The organism is Stakelama flava (assembly GCF_019351405.1).
Lineage (GTDB): Bacteria > Pseudomonadota > Alphaproteobacteria > Sphingomonadales > Sphingomonadaceae > Sphingomonas > Sphingomonas flava_A.
In genome coordinates this window covers 41,535-61,249 of sequence record NZ_JAHWZX010000012.1, presented here as the reverse complement: position 1 = coordinate 61,249, position 19,715 = coordinate 41,535, and the positions used below count along the sequence as shown (strand labels likewise).

Sequence of the window (19,715 nt, the reverse complement as noted above, 5' to 3'; positions counted from 1 at the left end):
CCCCGGTTTCGATGCCGGGGAGGCTTTTGGTTTCGAAGGGAGAAAGCCCGGAGCCGCCACTCCCGGCGGCGCATATCTGGGTGCGGTGAACGGTATCAGCCGATCAGATTGGCGATCGCGCGAATCTGGTCATCGGTCACCGGCGCACCGCTGGCATCGTGAAGCTGGCCGTCGTCGTTCTGATTCGCGTCGGGATCTGCCGCATCGGCGGCGGGATGATGCGCATGGCCCGGCGTGCCGGTCGCGACGGTAAGCGCGGTCCAGATAACCCCGGCGGCCCATAAGAGCGCCCACCAGCGGCTGCGGAAAATACGCGAAGGACGCATCGGGATCATGCCCTGATTATCGGGCGAAGCGGTAAACAGGACATGAAGCCGTGTAATTAGAGCAGAACCCATGGCGTTATCGTGATCGCGAGCCGACGAAGGCGCGCGCAATCCAGCTATGCGCGTATAAACCGATGGTCGCTGGATCGCCGCGTCGCTGCGCTTCTCGCGATGACGCCATAGTCAGTCATGCTGACTGCACCTTGGCATGACGCCCCCGGATCGCGCTCATCGGTCGGCAGGCGGTTCCCACAATTCGACCGGATTGCCTTCGGGATCGTGGATGCGCGCAAACCGGCCGGTTTCGGGGCTGTCCCATTCGGCCCGCGTTTCGATGGCGACGCCCAGTGCGGCCAGTCGCTCGCACATCCTCGCCAGGTCGGAAACCCGCAGGTTCAGCAGGAACGCTTTGTCGGCCGCGAAATAGTCGCTGTCGGCGGCGAACTGCGCGAACACCACCGGCCCGCCGCGCGTCATCCAGTACCATTCATCGCCCGCGCCGCCCGCCGGTGCGCCATCCGCGCTGCAACCAGCGCCGATGCCCAGCGTTTCGCGATACCATGTCCCCAGCGCGTCCGGATCGCGCGCACGAAAGAACAACCCTCCAATGCCCAGAACCGTCATGGCGAGTAATCCCCGACCGTTGCAGACGCTGTCTCATAGCACAAAGTTCGTTATCGTCCATCGCCCCGCTCTGCTACCGCCGGTGATGCATGATTGATTCGCTTCTCGTAAAGCTGGCGCTGATCGGCATTATCGGCATCGGCGCGCAATGGGTGGCCTGGCGCACCGGGCGTCCGGCGATCGCGCTGATGCTGATCGCGGGCGTCATCGCCGGTCCCGTGCTGGGCATCATCGTGCCCGAACGCGACCTTGGCCCGTTGCAGGAACCGATCATCAAGCTGGCGGTCGCGGTCATCCTGTTCGAAGGCGGGCTCAGCCTCAATTTCCGCGACCTGCGCCATGCGGGCAATCCGGTGCTGCGGCTGGTGCTGATCGGCGTGCCGCTGGGCTGGCTGCTCGGGGCGTGGTCGGCGCACTGGGCGGCGGGGCTGTCATGGGAAGTATCGATGCTGTTCGGCGGCATCCTGGTCGTGACGGGGCCGACGGTCATCGGTCCGATGCTGCGCACGCTGCATCTGCCCAACCGGGTGTCCGACACGCTGCGCTGGGAAGGGATCGTCAACGATCCGATCGGCGCGCTGCTGGCCGTCGCGATCTATGGCTATATCACCTATGAAGGCCCCGACACAGGATTGCTGTCGGTAACGCTCGACGTGCTCGCGGCGACGACAGTGGCGGGCGCGCTGGGCGTTGCACTCGGCTTTGCGATCACTTGGCTGTTCCCGCGCGGCTATGTACCCGAATTTCTGAAATCGCCGGTGCTGCTGATCGTGGTGATCGCAGGCTTCGTGATCGCGGACATCATCAAACATGAAACCGGGCTGGTCACGGTCACGCTGATGGGCGTGGTGATGGCCAATCGGCCGGTGCATTCGACGCGCGTGCTGCGGCGGTTCAAGGAGGATCTGACCGTCCTTCTGATTTCGGGCGTGTTCATCATCCTGTCGGCGTCGCTCGACTGGCAAACCATGTCCGAATTCCGCGCGCGCTTCGTGATCTTCCTGGTGCTGCTGCTGTTCCTCGTCCGGCCGCTCACTGTACTGGTCAGTCTGTTCGGATCGTCCATGCCGTGGCGCGAACGGTTCTTCGTCGCATGGATCGCGCCGCGCGGCATCGTCGCGGTCGCGATCACCGGCCTGTTCGCGATCCGCCTGCAACAATATGGCGTGCCCGACGCCGAAGCGCTGGTGCCGCTCAGCTTCGGCGTGGTGGTGGTGACGATCATGGCGCACGGATTTTCGGCGCGCCAGTTCGCCAGGCGGCTGGGAATCGATCGCGGCAAGGGCGACGGCGTGCTGATCGTCGGCGCGAACGACTGGACCACCGCGTTCGGCGTATATCTGAAAGAGCTGGGCTATCCGGTGACAATCGCCGACAGTTCGACCTTTGCGCTGCGAGGGCCGCGGCGGCAGGACCTGAACGTCTATCGCGGCGACATATTGGACGAAGTCACGCAGGATCACATAGACCTCGGCCAGTTTCAGCAGGCGCTGGTCGCTTCGGACAATGATGCGTATAATTCGCTGATCTGCGCCGATCTCGGCCCTGAGATCGGTTTCGAACTGATGACCCAGACCGCCGCCGCAGATACCAGCCGGGGCGGTGTCTCGCCGCGTGGGCGCGTGCTGCTCGACAGCAAGCGCACGATCGAGGAGCTACAGCGGCTTCAGGCGGAGGGATGGACCTTCGGCAAGACGCGGATCACCGAAAAATTCACCTTCGCCGATTATCGCGACCGGCTTCCGCAGGGCGGCGAACCGATCGCGGTGCGGCACGAGGACGGCGAACTGGAATTCTTCGCCGCCGAACAGAAACCCTATGTCGAGGAAGACGATGTCGTAATCAGCTTCCTTCCCCCCGAACCCGAACATGAAAAAGCCGCCCGCAACGAAGCACGCGCCAGCGAGGCAAAGGCGGCGAAGAGCAAAGCGGACGCAAAAGCCGAAGCCAGGGCGGAAGCCGAAGGGAGCGTAAAGACCGCCGGCCCCAAGGGGGAATTGCCGGGGTGAGGGTTGGCAGGTTGCGGCAGATCGATTGCGAGAAGAGCCAATGAAAGCGCTTTTGCTCTTCTGCCCCCTGCTCTTCGGCGTGACAGGCTGCACCCAGGATGCGCTATGTTCGAACGATGTGCAGCAGGTTGCGCGGGATCCGGGTAGCGATCGCTACGCGGCAACGCTGGTTCGAAACTGTGGCGCCACCACTGACTACGCCACCGTCGTGCGCGTGGGGCGGGCAAGCGAGGCACAGTCCGCGGTAAAGGAAGTATTTGTCGCGGACACTGATCATGGTGCCGCGACACGCGGTGCGCAGGGCGCGATCTGGACCAGCGTGGTCTGGACGGCGCCCGGCAAGCTTTCGATCGCCTATGCAAAGGATGCGCGGGTTTACAGGCAGAAAGACCATGCAAAAGGCGCTACTATCAGTTTCCTGAAAAGCGGGCCGATGGCGGCGCCGCAGGTCGATTGATTCCGCCCTTATCAGCTGACGGCTTGTTGCAATCAGCTCGGCTGACGAGCCAGATATTCATCGTTAGCGCATGTTGTTATAATTGCCTGCGCCTTTGATTCTGCCAGAGCTGCGTGCCCTCAACCGCCATGCCAGCGCAGAAGCATCGGGTTGCGCATACCCCGTATGTGCAAGAATAGTCTGGGAGACGATCCGACCCGAAACTCATCCATAACTGGAGTCTCAAGCTGTTTCGTTTGCGGAGAAAGCGATAGACCCCAGCCTTCGCTGGGGTGACGGTCGTGGTGGCGCTGTCCTACAACCTCCCTTTCTGCGATATCGGCGGCGTTCTTTCTCGGCGTCGAAAGAACCCCTGCCCTACGCGCGCAACCCCGTTTCGCTTCGGCATAACTTTCTTTTACGATTTACGCGAAAAGTGCGAAGTTACGCCGCCTCGCGCTTTTCCTCCTCCTGATCGGCGGCTTCGAGAAGGCGGCGTTCCAGGGAGGCGAGGCGCGTGTTGCTGATGACCTTGTCGCCCAGAAGATCGGTTACGTAAAAGGTATCCACCGCGCGCTCGCCATAGGTGGCGATGTGCGCCGAATGCAGCGTGATCTTCGACTGGAACAGCGCCTGTGCCAGATGATGGAGCAGCGCCGGTTTGTCGCGGGCATTCACTTCTATCACGGTAAAGCGGTTCGAGGCGTTGTTGTCGATGAACACGTTCGATTGAATCTCGAACGCTTCGGCGCGCAGGCGCGGCAGCGATTTGCGTTTCAGCCGCTCGGCCATTTTGGCGCGGTTGGACAGCGCCTCGCGAATCGCATCCTTCAGCCGGTCGAGTTGATTCGGATCGTCGAACGGATTGCCCAGCGGGTCCTGCACCAGGAAATTGTCGAGTGCCTGACCGGTGCGCGAGGTATGGATGCGCGCATCGATGATGTTGCCGCCCGCGGCATGGATCGCGCCCGCGATTCGATAAAAGATACCGGGATGATCGGCGCAGTGCACGGTGATCAACGTCGCGTCCTGATCGGGATAGACCTGCGCCCCGATTGACAGCCGTTCTTCATCGTCGGCCGCATCGATCATCCGCGCATTTTCGGCGATCACGTCCACCGGCTCCGCGATCCAGTAGGTATCGGGCATGTCGGCGGTAAAGGCCGCCATGGCCTCCTCGCCCCAGCCCAGCGCTTCGGCGACATCGTCCTGTTTGGCGGCGATGCGCTCGTCGCGGCCCTTCTGCTTATGGCCCAGCCGAAGCACCTCCTCCGCCGATTCGTAAAGGTTGGTGAGAAGCTGGCGCTTCCACCCGTTCCAGATGCCGGGGCCGACTGCGCGGATATCGACGGTGGTGAGCACCAGCAGCATCATCAGCCGCTGCGGGCTTTGCACCTGTTCGGCGAAATCGAGGATCGTCTTGAAATCGGCAAGGTCGCGCTTGAACGCGGTCGCCGACATCAGCAGGTGATAGCGCACCAGCCAGGCAACGGTTTCGGTTTCGCCGGGAGTCAGGCCCAGACGCGGGCACAGTTTCTGCGCGACCTCCGCCCCCAGCACCGAATGGTCGCCGCCCCTGCCCTTCGCGATGTCGTGCAGCAGCACCGCGACATACAGCGCACGGCGCGCCGCGACATTGGGAAGGATCGCGGTGACCAGCGGATGATCCTCCGCCAGCGCGCCATGTTCGATTTTACTGAGCAGCCCGATCGCGCGGATCGTGTGTTCGTCCACCGTATAATGGTGGTACATGTCGAACTGCATCTGCGCGACGACGCGCCCGAAATCAGGCATGAAGCGGCCGAACACCCCGGCTTCGTTCATCCAGCGAAGCACCGTTTCGGGATCGCGCGGCGAGGTAAGCACGTCGAGGAACAGCGCATTGGCACGCTTGTCGCAGCGCGTTTCATCGACCAGCTTTGCATCACGCGAGGCAGCGCGCATTGCGAGCGGGTGGATTTCCAGCCCATGCCTGTCGGCAAGCTGGAACATCTGAATCAGGCGAATCGGGTCGTCAGCGAAGAAATCGTCCGACGGCAGCGCCAGCCGCCCGCGATCGAGCACGAAGCCGTCGAGCTTTTTGGGGCTACGCCGAATCGTCGGAAGCCCGAACCGACGCCCGCGCGCGGCGTATTTTTCATCCAGATGCGCAAGGAACAGGCCGGTCAGATCGCCCACGCGCTTTGCCTGAAGAAAGTAGAACTGCATGAAGCGTTCGACCTTCGATTTGCCCGGCCGGTCGGCATAGTTCATCCGCTCGGCAATTTCGGGCTGCACGTCGAACGTAAGCCGATCCTCGGCACGGCCGGTGATGACGTGCAGGTGGCAGCGCACCGCCCAGAGGAAATTCTCGGCACGGTTGAACTGGCGGTATTCATGGGCCGTGAACAGCCCGGCCTCGACCAGATCGGCGGCGCGGCGGACATTATGCGCGTATTTACCGATCCAGAACAGCGTCTGCAGGTCGCGAAGCCCGCCCTTGCCCTCCTTCACATTGGGTTCTACGACATAGCGGCTGTCGCCCATCTTCTTGTGCCGGGCATCGCGTTCGGCCAGCTTGTCGGCGATGAACTGGCGCGCGGTATCGGCCTGCACCTCGCTGCGGAACCGGTGTGCGGCTTCGTCATACAAGGCCGTGTCGCCCCAGATATAACGCGCTTCGATCAGGCTGGTACGGATCGTTACATCGGCTTTCGCCTGCCGCACCATTTCGTCGAGCGAACGCGACGAGTGGCCGACCTTCAGCCCCATATCCCATAGCGAATAGAGCATTGATTCGATGATCTGCTCGCTCCACGCCGTCTGCTTCCAGGGCGTAAGGAACCCGATATCGACATCCGAATGCGGCGCCATTTCGCCGCGGCCATAGCCGCCGACCGCGATCAACACCATGCGTTCGGCAGCGGTCGGATGGTTGTTGGGATACAGCCTTTGCAGCGTAAAATCCCATAACAGGCGGAGCACCTGATCGATCAGGAAGGCGCCCGATGCAGCACAGGACAGGCCCGCCGACGGTCTTGCGAGCAGGCGGCGCTCGATCTCCGCGCGGCCGCGGGCGATCGCCTCCTTCAATATGCCTGTCGTGGCAAGACGCAGCTTTGCCGTATCGGTCCCGTCCAGCGCGCCAAGCTGTTCGGCAAGCGCCCGTCGGTCGATAATTGCGCGACGGTCGGGGATCGATGCGATGCGGGCGGACATGCCGGCGAACATAGGAAGCAGCCGCGCCCGCGTCACCCCGTCACAGGCAAGGCGCGACGATGAAACCGCGCCCGTGCCGAGTGTTGGCTATTCCGGCTTTTTCGCCACACCCACCAGCGCGGGGCGCAATAACCGGTCGTTGATCATATAGCCGGTCTGGATTTCCTGAACGATGGTGCCGGGTTCGGCCTCTTCGCTGGGAACTTCCATCATCGCCTGATGCCGATTGGGATCGAGCTGTTCGCCCATCGCGGTGATCTTCGCGATGCCGTGACGGGTGAAGACTGTTTCGAATTCGCGCCCCGTGGCTTCAAGGCCCGTCACCAGCCCCTTCATCTTGTCGTCTTCGCGAAGATCGCCGGGAATCGCACCCAGCGCGCGCGACAGATTGTCGGCCACCGACAGTACGTCGCGCGCGAATTGCGTGACGGCATAGGCACGCGCGTCCTTCGCCTCCTTTTCCGCGCGGCGGCGGATATTCTGCATTTCCGCCTGCGCGTACAGCGTCGCGGCGTTCGCCTCCTCCAGCTTTTTCTCAAGCTCGGCGACGCGGGCATTGGCCGTATCGTGTTCGGCAAGTTCGGGGGCGGCTTCCGCCGTTTCCTCGCGGAGATCCTCGCCCGTTTCGCCGGGTCCGGTCTGGTCTTTCTCGCTCATCATTTCCTGTTCTTTTTCTGGTGCGGCTAGCCCAGCAATCGGGCCACCGTCGCCGCGGTGAAATCCACCATGGGGACGACCCGCGCGTAGTTCAACCGTGTCGGGCCGATGACGCCGACGACACCGACGACGCTTCCATCCAACGCGCGAACCGGCTTTGCGATCACCGACGATCCGGAAAGCGCGAACAGCTTGTTTTCCGAACCGATGAAGATTCGCGCCGCTTCCCCCTCGCGCGCGCTGTCGAGCAGGCGGGCGATTTCCCGCTTGCCTTCAAGTTCGTCGAGAAGCTGGCGCACGCGTTCAAGGTCGTCGCTCGCCGCTTCGTCGAGCAGGCGCGCCTGGCCCCGCACGATGAGCACGGGACGATCCTCGCCATCCTGCGTCCAGGTCGCGATGCCGCGTTCGACCAAGTCGCGCGCCGAGACGTCGAGCGCGTTGCGCTCCACTTCGATCTGCCGGGTGATCCGATCGCGCGCCTCGGCAAGCGTCGCCCCCGACAGCGCGGCGGTGAGGTAGTTTCCCGCCTCGACCAGTGACGAACCGGTCATGCCGGGGGGAAGGTCTACGACGCGGTTTTCGACCGAACCATCCTCCCCCACCAGCACCGCCAGCGCCTTGTCATGGCTGAGCGGCACGAAACTGAACTGGCGAAGCACCAGTTCGCGCTTGGGCACCATCACCATGCCTGCGCACGCCGACAGGCCGGACAGCGCGGCGGTGGTGTTCGAAAGCGCTTCCTCGATCGATCCGGCCGCACCTGCCCGCGCCTCGATCGCTGCGCGTTCCTCGCTGCTTGGCTCCATCGCATGCATCATGCCGTCGACGAACAGGCGCAGCCCGAAATCGGTCGGCATCCGCCCCGCGCTGGTATGCGGCGCGGCGAGCAAGCCCAGTTCTTCCAAATCCTGCATGACATTGCGCACCGACGCGGGCGACAGGTTGAGGCCCGGCAGCTTCGACAAAGTGCGCGATCCGACCGGAAGCCCCGATTCGAGATACGCCTCCACCGTGGCGCGAAAAATCTCGCGCGCGCGATCGGACAATTCTGTGATCGGCGGGCCGCTCATATTCTGTGATGTAGCGCGTTGCCGCTATGGCTCAAGGTTGCGCGCCGATCAGCGATTCGAGCGGGAGGGCATCCACTGCGCCGCCGACGGCATCGAACATCGCGGCGTTCTTCTGCCGGTCGCAGCCAAAATATACGTACAGGTGATCGCCTCCCCCTGCCCCACTCCATCGGACATCAACGCTGCGCATGTCCGTCGCATAATTCGCGCATATGGCCTGACCGGGTTTGTAGAGCCGTTCGCCGTTCGGGCGATACGGGACAAGGCGCTTCGCAAAGGCGGCATATTCGGTCGGCGTCAGCGTGAAATCGCGGCTTCCACTTACCTGTGTGAAGCGCTTTCCATCGAATGTGCCGGTGCCATCGCTTCGCACCGTGACCGAATAGACCGGGCAGCGGCCGAAACACGCACCGGTTTCATAGGTGATCGATTCGGGGGCGGCAGCCGCCATGCCGGTTGGTCGCTGGGGCGTCCGGGCGCAGGCGGCGACGGCGAGCGCGGCGAGGATGATCGACGAACGGCTTTTCATGCGGACACGCTTTCATACGATGCGAAAAGGATCGGCACGCGACACTGGCGCGTTGCGGCTTCGCGGTCTAGGTGCCCGATCAAATAACCGACCAAGGAGAATTTTTCATGCGCCCATCCGGCCGCAGCGCAGACGAGATGCGCCCCATCACCATCGAACCCAATTTCACCCGCCACGCCGAAGGGTCGGTGCTGATCGGGTTCGGCGATACCAGGGTGCTGGTGACCGCGAGCGTCGAAGAACGCATTCCGCCATGGCTGCGCGGCAAGGGCGAGGGCTGGGTGACGGCCGAATACGGCATGTTGCCGCGTGCGACCCATACCCGCGGCAGCCGAGAGGCGGCGCGAGGGAAGCAGTCGGGGCGTACGCAGGAAATTCAGCGGCTGATCGGGCGGTCCTTGCGCGCCGTCACCGATCTCAAACTGCTCGGCGAACGGCAGATCACGCTCGATTGCGACGTGATTCAGGCCGATGGCGGCACGCGCACCGCCTCTATCTCCGGCGCGTGGGTCGCGCTTCGAATGGCGGTCAACAAGCTGATGGCGGCCGGCGACATCGAAACCGATCCGATTACGCAGCAGGTCGCGGCGGTAAGCTGCGGCATCTATCAGGGAACGCCGGTGCTCGACCTTGATTATGATGAGGATTCGAACGCCGACGCAGACGCCAATTTCGTACTGCTGTCGAACGGCAATATCGCAGAGGCGCAGGCGACGGCGGAAGGCGCAACCTATGATGAGGAAGCGCTGCTCCGCCTGCTCCGCCTCGCACGGATGGGCTGCAACGAAATTTTCGCTGCGCAGTTAAAGGCTGTCGAAGCATGAGCGGTCCCGACGAAGGTATTGGCGGCGACGCACCCCAGGCGATCCGCAAGCTGGAGCCGGGAAAGCTGGTCATCGCCAGCCATAATGAGGGCAAGGTTCGCGAGATTCGCGAACTGCTCAAACCCTATGGCATCGAACCCGTATCGGCGGCCGAACTGGACCTGCCGGTGCCGGTGGAAAACGGCACGACGTTTTTCGCCAATGCCGAATTGAAGGCACGGGCTGCCGCCGATTTGTCGGGCCTGCCCGCACTGGCAGACGATAGCGGGCTGTGCGTAGAGGCACTCGCGGGGGCGCCGGGTGTGTATACTGCCGACTGGGCGGAACGGCAGCCGGTTGAAGGACCGGCAGGGCGCGACTGGTATCTTGCCATGGGCAAGGTTGAGGGCAAGCTCGCCGAACAGGGGCCGGACGTCAGCCGGTCAGCCCATTTCGTGTGCATGCTCGCGCTCGCCTGGCCCGACGGCCATGTCGAATGGTTCGAAGGCACCGTAGAGGGCGCGCTCACCTGGCCACCGCGCGGCGACAAGGGCTTTGGCTATGATCCCGTGTTCGTGGCGCAGGGCGAGACCGAAACGTTCGGCGAAATGGACCCGGCGAAGAAGCACGGCATGAGCCACCGTGCCGATGCGTTCGCCAAGCTGGTCGAAGCGGTCTTTTAAGACTTAAGCCTTCGTCGTTGCGAGCGGCGAAGCCGCGCGGCGATCCGGCGACACGCTGCCGCTACTGGATTGCTTCACCCGCTCGCGCGGGTTCGCAATGACGGGAAAATGTGGAAGCCGCGCTAGCGGTTGAACACGCGCTCCCCGAACACATTGCCGGCGGGAGTATAGCGGCATACCAGAAAGTCGTCGCGCGCGTTGCTTTCCAGCGCGCAGCCCATCCGCGTACTCGCGGGCCAGATAATCTGGGTATAGTGCGCGACATCGCCGAACGTGCCGGTGGTCGAACTGTCGGGAACCGGCTTGTTCACGAAATAGCGTTTTTCGGCCACCCAATGGCCAACCATTTCGGAATAGAGATACGCCCCGCGCGTGCCGGTCCAAAGGTTTTCGCCCGAGCGCGTTGGACGATCGGCCATTTCTGAATGTTCGAACCGGCCAGTGGCGGCGAGTTCGTGCGCATACGCATCGGCTTCGCGGGCAAGCTCCGCATCCCATGTGATTGGCGCGACGCCTGCATCGGCGCGCGCGGCATTCTGTCCGGCCAGCATCGCGGAGCGCAGTTCGTCGGGCCCGCGCGGCGCCTTGCCCGCGAAGCTGCGCGGTTCGACCACCCGCTCCACCCCGCGCGACTGCGGCGCATCGCCCGATTGCGGCACACATGCGGCCAGCATGAGCAGAACGCCGATCATAGCCTTTCGAAAAACCACTTCTACCGCCATATCCCGTGTCATGACCGCATCCCGAACGCAGCCGCTGGCCCTATATATCCACTGGCCCTTCTGTGTTTCCAAATGCCCCTATTGCGATTTCAACAGCCATGTGCGCGATTCGATCGACCAGGCGGCGTGGCAAGCGGCGCTGCTCGCCGACATGGCGCATGAAGCCGCGCTGCTGCCCGGACGCCGGCTGGGATCGATCTTTTTCGGTGGCGGCACCCCGTCGCTGATGCCGCCGGCAACGGTATCAGCGCTGCTGGAGGCGGCCGAGCGCCATTGGGGGTTTGAGCCGGACATCGAAATAACGCTGGAAGCCAACCCCTCCTCGGTCGAAGCGGCGCGCTTCGGCGATCTGGCGCGCGCAGGAGTCAACCGGGTGTCGCTGGGGTTGCAGGCACTGGATGACGAAACGCTGGACTTTCTGGGGCGCGCGCACGACGTTGCCGAGGGGCTGGCCGCGTTGGAGACCGCGCAGGTCGCGTTCGATCGGGTGAGCTTCGACCTGATCTATGCGCGTCCCGGCCAGTCGTTATCGGCGTGGGAGGCGGAGCTTCGCCGCGCGCTTTCATTCGGGACCGAGCATCTGTCGCTGTACCAGCTCGTCATCGAACCGGGAACGCGCTTCGCCACGCTGTTTGCCAAGGGCGCACTGACGCTGCCCGAAGGCGATGCGGCCGCCGACCTGTTCGACGCAACGCGATCGATGACGGCGGCGGCGGGGCTGCCCGCCTATGAGATTTCGAACCATGCGCGGGCAGGTGCGCAAAGCCGTCACAACCTTACCTATTGGCGCTATGGCGATTATGCGGGAATCGGGCCGGGCGCGCACGGGCGGCGGCTGAAAACCGCGACGCTTCGCCACAAAAAGCCCGAAAACTGGATGGCTGCGGTGACGCGCAACGACCATGGTCTGAAAAGCGAAGATGCACTGGATGCCGATACCCGCGCGGTAGAGGCGATCCTGATGGGGCTGCGGCTCGACGAGGGCATCGATCCGGCGAGGATTGCGCAGGCGGGCGACGCGGATGATGCGGGGCGGTGGCTGGATACCGAACGCATCGCGCGGCTGGAGCGCCAGGGACTGATCGCCGCAACGCCCGAACGCCTGCGCGTCACCCAGGCCGGGATGCCGCTGCTCGACGCGATCCTGCGCGAAGTGGTTCGCGAACCGGTCAGTGCGTGAGCATGGGCGGGCGAAGGAAGATGTCTTCCCGTTCCCGCAAAACGATACACGCCGCCCTTATTCGAAACTTTTCGGCGCGACTGAGACCGTAACCGTCTGGCCGTTGCGGATCGCCTGCACTTCAAGCGCGCGCTGCGCGACGCCGCTATTGTCGAAGCGGAAGGCTCCGTCGAGACCTGCAAAGCCGTCGTCGCTCATCAGATCGTTCATCGGAAAGCGCTGACCGACTTTCCAGTCGCGCGCAATGCGCACCGTCAACAGCACGACATCATAGCCGATCGTCGACAGACGATAGGGCGCCTTGCCGAACCGCGCGCGGTATTTTTCGGCATATTGCCGGTACAATCCATCGGGCACACTGGCGAACCAGGCACCGTTCAGCACCTTGTTGTCGGCGACGGCGGAATCGGTGTTCCACAATTCGGTGCCAAGCACCTTTGCGCTTGCCCCGGTGGTCGCCCGGATCGTGGGCACCGCGACTGCGGCCGTACCGGCGCTGTCGGCAATCAGGATCGCCTGATAGGGGGATGTTTCGGGGATGCGCTTGACCGCGGCGTCGATCGAGGCGCGGCTGCGGTCATAGGTCTGGATCGAAACGACATCGCCATTCTGTCGCCGAACCGCGCGCAGCAGCGCGTCGGACGCGCGTTCGCCGTACAGACCGCTGGGGACGAGCGCGGCGAATTGCGTCATGCCGTTCTGCGCCGCGAAACTCACCACCCGCTCGATCGACTGGGCGGGGGTATAGCCGAGGATGAACGCCCCGTTGCCCGCGACCGAGGTATCGTTCGAAAAGCTGAGTACCGGCACATGCGCGGCAGCCGCGATGGGCGCGACGGCGCGGACGTCTTCCGACAATAGCGGGCCGAGGATCAGGCCGTTGCCATCGGCGATCGCGCGGCGCGCCGCGTCCGCCGCGCCGGTCGCGGTGTCATAGGTAGTGATGCGCACGCGCTCGCTCTTGGTATCCAGCAACGCCATTTGCGTGGCGTTGGCGATCGATTGCCCCACCCCGGCATTATTGCCCGATGTCGGCACGAGCAGCGCGACGCGGTGGCGCTGTTCGTCCTGCGGGATGCCCTGACTGACCTGCGGCTCAGTCGTTTCCACCGGCCGGGTCGGCTGTTGCGGCGGTGGAGCGGTTTCCGGCGCGCCGCGCGGAATGATGCTGGAACAGGCGCCGAGCGCCAGCGCGCCGGCAAGCGCGATCGTACGGAAGAGGCCATTGCCCCGTTGCGGTTTCAGTGCGGCCTCTGCCATGACAATCTCCATGAACGCCGATCCAGCGCCCGGTCTGTATATCGTCGCCACGCCAATCGGCAATCTTGGCGACCTGTCCCCACGCGCCGCCGCGATCCTTGCCGCCGCCGACGTGATCGCGGTGGAGGACAGCCGAGTCACGGCGGGGCTGCTTCGCCATATCGGCGTAAAGCGGCCAATGACACCCTATCATGATCATAATGCGGAACATGTTCGCCCCGGACTGGTCGCCAGGATGGGAAGCGAGGTCGTCGCGCTGGTGTCGGATGCGGGAACGCCGCTGATTTCCGATCCGGGGTACAAGCTGGTTCGCGATGCGCGCGCGGCCGGGCATATGGTGACCACCATCCCCGGCCCATGCGCCGCCGTATCGGCGCTGACGCTGGCGGGACTGCCGACCGACCGATTCTTCTTTTTGGGCTTTCTGCCGGCAAAGGCGAAGGCGCGCGGCGATTCGATTGCGGAGGTGGCGGGTGTCCGTGCAACGCTGGTCCTGTACGAATCGGGGCAGCGGCTGGCGGCGCTCCTCGCCGCGCTGGCGCAGGGGCTGGGCACCCGTGAGGCAGCGGTGACCCGGGAAATCACCAAAAAATTCGAAGAATGCGTTACCGGCACGCTGGACGGGCTGGCGCGGCATTACGCCGAAGCGCCGCCGCCCAAGGGGGAAATCGTGGTCGTGGTCGGACCGCCGGGCGAAGCGCCCCCCGCAAGCGAAGCCGATACCGACGCGGCGCTGGCCGAGGCGCTGACCCGCCTGCCGGTTTCCAAGGCCGCTGGCGAGGTGGCAAAGCGGCTGGGGCTTGATCGCAAGGCGCTTTACGCCCGCGCGCTGGAAATAAAGGCGTGAGGGACCGGCGCGCCGCCGAAGCGCGCGGTCGCGGCGGCGAAACGATCGCGGCATGGTATCTGCGCACCAAGGGCTGGCGCATCCTCGACCGGCGGGTGAAAACGCGCGCCGGCGAAGTCGACCTGATCGCGAAGCGCGGAACGGTGATCGCGTTCGTTGAAGTGAAGGCGCGGGCAAGCGCCGCCGATCTGGACCATGCGATCGACGAACGGCGGCTGACCCGCGTCGCGGCGGCGGCCGAAATGCTCATGCCCCGCTATGCCACCAGAGGCGAAGATATCCGGATCGACGTGGTGCTGGTGACGCCATCGATGCGGCCGCACCATATCGAAAATGCGTGGATCGGGTGACTTGGCGCATGCGCGCTCCTACATCGCCCTTTTCCGTCGCACAGCCGACGCCAAAATGAAGCGAGACGCATGACCCTGACCGTCGCCTGCCAGATGGACCCGCTCGACACGATCAACATCGCGGGCGATTCGACCTTTGCGCTGATGATCAGGGCGATAGAGCGCGGGCACCGGTTATTCTATTACCCACCCGAAGCGCTGAACTATTCGGACGGACGGGTATGGGCAAAGGCATGGCCTGCGGACGTGCGCAACGAACCGGGCAACCATTTCACGCTGGGCGAACCGGTCAGCCTTGATCTGGGCGAAGAGGCCGATGTCGTATTGATGCGGCAGGACCCGCCGTTCGATCTGGGCTATATCACCGCGACGCATCTGCTCGAACGCATCCGCCACAAGACGCTGGTGGTCAACGATCCCGTAGAGGTGCGCAACGCGCCGGAAAAGGTCTTCGTGCTCGATTATGCCCGGTTCATGCCGCCGACGCTGATCACGCGCAGCTATGAAGAGGCCAGGGCATTTCTGGAACGGCACGGCGCGATCGTGGTGAAGCCGCTGCACGGAAATGGCGGCAAGGCAATCTTCAAGATCGACGAGGGCGGGCAGAACCTGTCCTCGTTGATTGAGGTATTCAACACCGCCTATCGCGAACCGCATATGGTGCAGGCCTTCCTTCCCGACATCGCCAAGGGCGACAAGCGGATCGTGCTGGTCGATGGCGAAGTCGCTGGCGCGATCAATCGCCTGCCGGGGAAAGGGGAAATCCGGTCAAATCTCGCGGTCGGCGGCAGCGCAGAGAAGACCGAACTGACCGAGACCGAACGCGAAATCTGCGCCGGGATGGGTCCCGAATTGAAGCAGCGCGGGCTGATCTTCGTCGGCATCGACGTGATCGGCGGCAAATGGCTGACCGAAATCAACGTCACGTCGCCCACCGGGATCGTCGCGATCGACAAATTCAACGGCACCGACAGTTCGGGTATGATCTGGGACGCGATCGAACGCCGTGTGGCCGAACGAAACGCCGGTTAAACCAGGTTCGCCGGAGCCGATGCGGGCGGCGGGCGTTCATCACCGCGCATGGGTCATTTCATCATCAACCTGATCGCCGCGGGCGGATATTGGGGCATCGCGCTTCTTATGGCGCTGGAAAATGTCGTGCCGCCGATTCCGTCCGAACTGATCATGGGACTTGGCGGCATCGCCGTTGCGCGCGGATCGATGGCACTGGCACCGCTGCTGATCGCCGGAACGATCGGCAGCGTGACGGGTAACTGTTTCTGGTACTGGATCGGACGCAAAGTCGGTGTGGCCCGGCTGAAACCCTTTGTCGATCGCTGGGGCCGCTGGCTTACGATCGATTGGGAAGAGGTGCGTAAGGTGGAGCGCTTTTTTCAAAAACATGGTGGATGGATGGTCTTTGTCTGCCGGTTTTTGCCGACGTTCCGCACGATGATTTCACTTCCCGCCGGGCTGACGAAAATGGGGCTGCCGCGCTTTCTGGCCTGGACCAGCGCGGGCACGCTGATCTGGAACGCGGTGCTGGTCGGGGCGGGCTATTATCTTGGGCGGCGCTTTACCGATATCGACAAGGTCATCGGGCCGGCGACGATCGCCATCGTGGTGCTGGTGGCGCTGTGGTACATCTGGCGCGTATTCACCTGGAAGCCAGCGGAACATTCGACCTGATTCACGCCCGCGGATGGGCGTTACGGTAGACGTCGAGCAGGTGCGCGGCATCGACCCGGGTATAAATCTGCGTTGAAGAGAGGCTCGCATGGCCGAGCAGTTCCTGAAGGCTGCGAAGGTCCGCCCCGCGCCCCAGCAGATGCGTCGCGAAGCTATGACGCAGCGCGTGTGGTGTCGTTCGGTCGGACAGGCCCAGCGCGGCGCGCGCGCGGCGCACCGACCGGCGGATGACCGCAGGCGAAAGCGGCCCGCCCTTCGCCCCGCGAAAAATCGGCTCCTTCGCCGCAGTGCCATAGGGGCAAAGCGCGACATAGCGTTCGATCGCATCGCGCACCTGCGGCAATATGGGCACCATGCGCGTTTTCTCGCGCTTGCCGGTAACCGACAGGGTCTCTCCCAACGGCAGAGCAGCGCCGGTAAGCGACAGCGCTTCGCCAATGCGCAACCCGGCCCCGTAAAGCAGCAGCAGCACCGCCCAGTCGCGCGCGCCGATCCATGGCTCGACCGCTTCGTCCGACACGGTTTCGGCGAGCGCGACCGCCTCATCCGGGGCAACCGGACGCGGCACGCCCTTTTTGACGCGCGGTCCCTTCAATACGGGTCCGGGCGCGCCATCGGCTGCCCAGGCAAGGAAGCCGCGCACCGCCGAAAGCTCCCGCGCGGCAGACGCGTTGCCCAGTCCCGATGCGCGGCGATGTGCCAGAAAAGCGCGCAGGTCCGCCGTGGTGGCGCCGGCAAGCGCACTTCGGTCGATGCCACGCCCCCAATGGGATTGCAGAAATGTAACTAGCCGTTCGGCGCACGCCTGATAGGCGCGCACGGTATGCGCCGACCGCCGCCGGTCACGCACAAGTGCCTCAGCGAACTGAAACGGAAGCGATGGCGCGTTCATGCCCGCATCCTATCGGCAAGCGCGGCGAAGGAGAACCGTAATCCCCCGGACTCGTGGAAATCCGTAGGACACAATGACGGTTCAGCAAGGATAGATTCATATAGAAACCGGTATCGAGAGGCCGCGATCAAACCATGGAAGCATGCAGCGGAATCACCGGGCGGCAGCTGTTCTGGCCGCCTGTCAGCAATACGGATACTGCAATGAACGACGGCACCTGGTCCGCCGCCGAAGCCAAGGCGAAAAGCATGGTCGAGATATATGGCGAGCATGCGCATCAGGCGCTGGTTGATCAGATCGTCAGCGCGATTCGCTCGGGAAACGATCAGCGGGTAAGCGAACTCGACCGCGCGCTTCGCGTCATGGAAAGCAGGACTCGCACCTTCCGCTAGAGTCGTTCTGATTCAGATTGACGCCTATCCCGCGCCCTGATGTAGTTTGTGCATTCGCCAGGTGGGAAAGTGGTCGAGCAATGTGCCGCAGCGTCGTTGCCAATATTACGCCCTGCGGTGTGGCCGTCTAATGGGCCAGCGCTGAAGAGCGCCGAAACCTGAGCCCTCTTCATCACGCAACGCCCACCCCCTTTATACACCCTCCTCAACAGGAAATCGCGAGCAGCGAAATTGAAACGTCATGGCAAACGCGCGCCCGTTCCACGATGCGTCCTTTTGACTATGGCAGCAGCACCGTCGATCCGTGCGTTTCGCTCGCCTCGATCGCGCGATGCGCATCGGCAGCATCGCCAAGCGCGAACCGCTGGCCGATCTCTGCGGTAACCGCGCCTCGTTCGACCATCGCGAACAGCCGGTCCGCCGATTTCTGCGCTTCGCCTTCTCCGGCGACATAATCGAACAGCGTCGGACGCGTTACGAACAGCGAGCCCTTCTGCGATAAAGTGCCAAGTCCGACACCAGTGACCGGACCGCTTGCGTTGCCATAGCTTACAATCAGCCCGCGTCGTGCAGCGCTGTCGAGCGAGGCCTGCCACGTCGCCTTGCCCACGCCATCGAAAATCACCGGCACGCCCGCGCCTTCGGTAATCTCACGTACGCGCTCGGCAATATCCTCTTGATCATGGCGGATGACATGGGCGGCGCCGTTGGCGCTTGCCGCCTTCGCCTTGTCCGCGCTACCTACCACGGCGATGACTTCCGCGCCGATAGCACTCAGCCAGCCGGTCATGATATGGCCAACCCCGCCCGCCGCGGCGTAGACGAGCACGCGCTGCCCGGCCTTCACCCTGGCGCAGCGTTCGACCAGCGCCTCGACCGTGCATCCTTTCAACAGCAGCGCAGCCGCGCTTTCATCGTCGATGCTATCGGGAAGGCGAATCAACTGATCGGCCGGAAGGTTGCGGTGCGTTGCATATGCGCCCAGCTTCGGCCCGAACGTTCCCACCCGGTCGCCCACGGCAAAACCGGTGACGCCCGGTCCCACCGCCTCGACCACGCCCACGCCCTCAACACCCAGCCCCGATGGCAAATCGACCGGATACAGGCCCGAACGGTGATAGGTATCGATATAGTTCAGTCCGGCGGCGGTGGTGCGGATGCGCACCTCTCCGTCCGCTGGATCAGGAAGGTCGATCGACACCCAATTCAGGACCTCCGGCCCGCCATGGCTTTCGATGCGGATTGCGTGCGGCATGTGCGGCCCCCTCTTACAGCTGCGGCTGGCCGTTCGAAGCGCTCAGCCCCCCATCAACCGGCAGGTTGACCCCGGTGACGAACCCGGCATCATCGCTCGCCAGAAACGCGATGACCGACGCGATATCCGTCGGCTGCGCGGGACGCCCCATCGGGATGCGCTTCATAAAAGCGTCATATTTCGCCTGATCCTCCTTGATGCCGCCCGCCATGTCGGTCTCGGTATAGCTGGGGCAAACCGCATTGACGCGTACGCCGTCGCGGCCATGGTCCATCGCCAGCGCCCGAACCATGTTCGTCACCGCTCCCTTCGAGGCATTGTAAGCAAGCATCGACCAGTCGCCGCCAAGCCCGGATACCGACGACGTCATCACGATCGCCCCCTTGCTGCGCTTGAGATGCGGCATCGCTGCCTTCGCCATGTGAAAACACCCCGCGACGTTGACATCCATGATGTTCTGAAAATCACCGTCCTGCGTTTCGGTGATGTCGCCGCGCGTCGCCACGCCCGCATTGTTGATCAATATGTCCAGTCCGCCGAAGCGATCGACCGCCGCTTCGACCGCCGCGGCCGCTTCCATCGCCTTGGAGACATCGGCGCTGTGCACCAGCGTGCGCGCCTGGGGGAGCGCCTGCGCAAGGCGATCGAGTTTTTCCTTCGTCCGCCCGATCAGCACCAGATTGGCACCCTCTTCGGAAAAACGCCGCGCGGTCGCTTCGCCTATTCCCGATCCGGCGCCCGTAACGATCACCGTCTTTCCGTCAAAGCGCATCATTTGCTCCTTATCGATTAG

21 protein-coding genes are annotated in these 19,715 nt (G+C 63.7%); 10 read left to right on the top strand and 11 right to left on the bottom strand.

Translation table 11 applies throughout. The features are described from left to right. Positions 1-95 precede the first annotated feature (95 nt). Positions 96-398, bottom strand: a complete 303-nt coding sequence (locus KY084_RS12645; RefSeq protein WP_219238835.1) for a hypothetical protein — start codon at positions 396-398, stop codon at positions 96-98. A 156-nt stretch (positions 399-554) separates the two neighbouring features. Further along, positions 555-950, bottom strand: a complete 396-nt coding sequence (locus KY084_RS12640) for a VOC family protein (RefSeq protein ID WP_219238834.1) — start codon at positions 948-950, stop codon at positions 555-557. An 89-nt stretch (positions 951-1,039) separates the two neighbouring features. Here KY084_RS12640 and KY084_RS12635 point away from each other — a divergent pair, with 89 nt between their 5' ends. Next, on the top strand, positions 1,040-2,959 hold the full coding sequence (locus KY084_RS12635; protein ID WP_219238833.1) for a cation:proton antiporter: 1,920 nt from the start codon (positions 1,040-1,042) through the stop codon (positions 2,957-2,959). Positions 2,960-2,999: 40 nt separating this feature from the next. Continuing rightward, positions 3,000-3,416, top strand: a complete 417-nt coding sequence (locus tag KY084_RS12630; protein WP_219238832.1) for a hypothetical protein — start codon at positions 3,000-3,002, stop codon at positions 3,414-3,416. 423 nt (positions 3,417-3,839) lie between these two features. On the opposite strand, the gene KY084_RS12625 is transcribed toward KY084_RS12630, so the two are convergent. The 4 genes from KY084_RS12625 to KY084_RS12610 form a co-directional block, all read right to left on the bottom strand. Continuing rightward, positions 3,840-6,593 (bottom strand): [protein-PII] uridylyltransferase, encoded by a 2,754-nt coding sequence (locus KY084_RS12625; RefSeq protein WP_219238831.1) that lies wholly within the window; start codon positions 6,591-6,593, stop codon positions 3,840-3,842. 87 nt (positions 6,594-6,680) lie between these two features. After that, positions 6,681-7,253: a nucleotide exchange factor GrpE gene (gene grpE / locus KY084_RS12620; RefSeq protein WP_281421906.1), complete on the bottom strand. Its 573-nt coding sequence runs from the start codon at positions 7,251-7,253 to the stop codon at positions 6,681-6,683. 23 nt (positions 7,254-7,276) lie between these two features. Then, a complete protein-coding gene (gene hrcA, locus KY084_RS12615) occupies positions 7,277-8,320 on the bottom strand; it encodes a heat-inducible transcriptional repressor HrcA (RefSeq protein ID WP_219238830.1) in 1,044 nt (347 codons plus the stop codon). A gap of 31 nt (positions 8,321-8,351) precedes the next feature. Further along, positions 8,352-8,849 carry a DUF6438 domain-containing protein gene (locus tag KY084_RS12610; protein ID WP_219238829.1) on the bottom strand — a complete coding sequence of 166 codons (498 nt, stop codon included), beginning with the start codon at positions 8,847-8,849 and terminating at the stop codon, positions 8,352-8,354. A 107-nt stretch (positions 8,850-8,956) separates the two neighbouring features. Here KY084_RS12610 and rph point away from each other — a divergent pair, with 107 nt between their 5' ends. Both rph and rdgB read left to right on the top strand, forming a co-directional pair. Continuing rightward, on the top strand, positions 8,957-9,673 hold the full coding sequence (rph, locus tag KY084_RS12605) for a ribonuclease PH (protein WP_219238828.1): 717 nt from the start codon (positions 8,957-8,959) through the stop codon (positions 9,671-9,673). Next, positions 9,670-10,335 carry an RdgB/HAM1 family non-canonical purine NTP pyrophosphatase gene (gene rdgB, locus KY084_RS12600; protein WP_219238827.1) on the top strand — a complete coding sequence of 222 codons (666 nt, stop codon included), beginning with the start codon at positions 9,670-9,672 and terminating at the stop codon, positions 10,333-10,335. The genes rph and rdgB overlap by 4 nt, the downstream gene beginning before the upstream one ends. A 122-nt stretch (positions 10,336-10,457) precedes the next feature. Here the strand turns inward: rdgB and KY084_RS12595 are convergent, their stop codons facing one another. Next, complete coding sequence (locus KY084_RS12595) at positions 10,458-11,069, bottom strand: CAP domain-containing protein (protein WP_246587106.1); 612 nt, start codon at positions 11,067-11,069, stop codon at positions 10,458-10,460. Here KY084_RS12595 and hemW point away from each other — a divergent pair. Next, positions 11,068-12,237, top strand: a complete 1,170-nt coding sequence (gene hemW, locus KY084_RS12590) for a radical SAM family heme chaperone HemW (RefSeq protein WP_219238826.1) — start codon at positions 11,068-11,070, stop codon at positions 12,235-12,237. The two genes, KY084_RS12595 and hemW, sit on opposite strands and share 2 nt — an antisense overlap. 57 nt (positions 12,238-12,294) lie before the next feature. Here the strand turns inward: hemW and KY084_RS12585 are convergent, their stop codons facing one another. Next, a complete protein-coding gene (locus KY084_RS12585; protein ID WP_219238825.1) occupies positions 12,295-13,497 on the bottom strand; it encodes a penicillin-binding protein activator in 1,203 nt (400 codons plus the stop codon). A gap of 10 nt (positions 13,498-13,507) precedes the next feature. Here KY084_RS12585 and rsmI point away from each other — a divergent pair, with 10 nt between their 5' ends. The 4 genes from rsmI (at position 13,508) to KY084_RS12565 (ending at position 16,383) form a co-directional block, all read left to right on the top strand. Beyond that, positions 13,508-14,344 (top strand): 16S rRNA (cytidine(1402)-2'-O)-methyltransferase, encoded by an 837-nt coding sequence (gene rsmI, locus KY084_RS12580; protein ID WP_219238824.1) that lies wholly within the window; start codon positions 13,508-13,510, stop codon positions 14,342-14,344. Next, entirely contained in the window at positions 14,341-14,694 is a 354-nt protein-coding gene (locus tag KY084_RS12575; RefSeq protein ID WP_219238823.1) for a YraN family protein, read from the top strand. Before rsmI ends, KY084_RS12575 begins: the two co-directional genes overlap by 4 nt. A gap of 69 nt (positions 14,695-14,763) precedes the next feature. Next, positions 14,764-15,726 carry a glutathione synthase gene (gene gshB, locus KY084_RS12570; protein ID WP_219238822.1) on the top strand — a complete coding sequence of 321 codons (963 nt, stop codon included), beginning with the start codon at positions 14,764-14,766 and terminating at the stop codon, positions 15,724-15,726. A 48-nt stretch (positions 15,727-15,774) separates the two neighbouring features. Continuing rightward, on the top strand, positions 15,775-16,383 hold the full coding sequence (locus tag KY084_RS12565; protein ID WP_219238821.1) for a DedA family protein: 609 nt from the start codon (positions 15,775-15,777) through the stop codon (positions 16,381-16,383). 1 nt (position 16,384) lies between these two features. On the opposite strand, the gene KY084_RS12560 is transcribed toward KY084_RS12565, so the two are convergent. Beyond that, positions 16,385-17,275, bottom strand: coding sequence for a tyrosine recombinase XerC (locus KY084_RS12560; protein WP_219238820.1), 891 nt, complete (start codon positions 17,273-17,275; stop codon positions 16,385-16,387). Between the two features lie 203 nt (positions 17,276-17,478). Here KY084_RS12560 and KY084_RS12555 point away from each other — a divergent pair, with 203 nt between their 5' ends. Next, positions 17,479-17,667, top strand: a complete 189-nt coding sequence (locus KY084_RS12555) for a hypothetical protein (protein ID WP_219238819.1) — start codon at positions 17,479-17,481, stop codon at positions 17,665-17,667. A gap of 280 nt (positions 17,668-17,947) precedes the next feature. Here the strand turns inward: KY084_RS12555 and KY084_RS12550 are convergent, their stop codons facing one another. After that, positions 17,948-18,922, bottom strand: coding sequence for a quinone oxidoreductase family protein (locus KY084_RS12550; protein ID WP_219238818.1), 975 nt, complete (start codon positions 18,920-18,922; stop codon positions 17,948-17,950). Between the two features lie 13 nt (positions 18,923-18,935). Then, positions 18,936-19,697 carry a meso-2,3-butanediol dehydrogenase gene (gene budC / locus KY084_RS12545; RefSeq protein ID WP_219238817.1) on the bottom strand — a complete coding sequence of 254 codons (762 nt, stop codon included), beginning with the start codon at positions 19,695-19,697 and terminating at the stop codon, positions 18,936-18,938. Between the last annotated feature and the right edge of the window lie 18 nt (positions 19,698-19,715).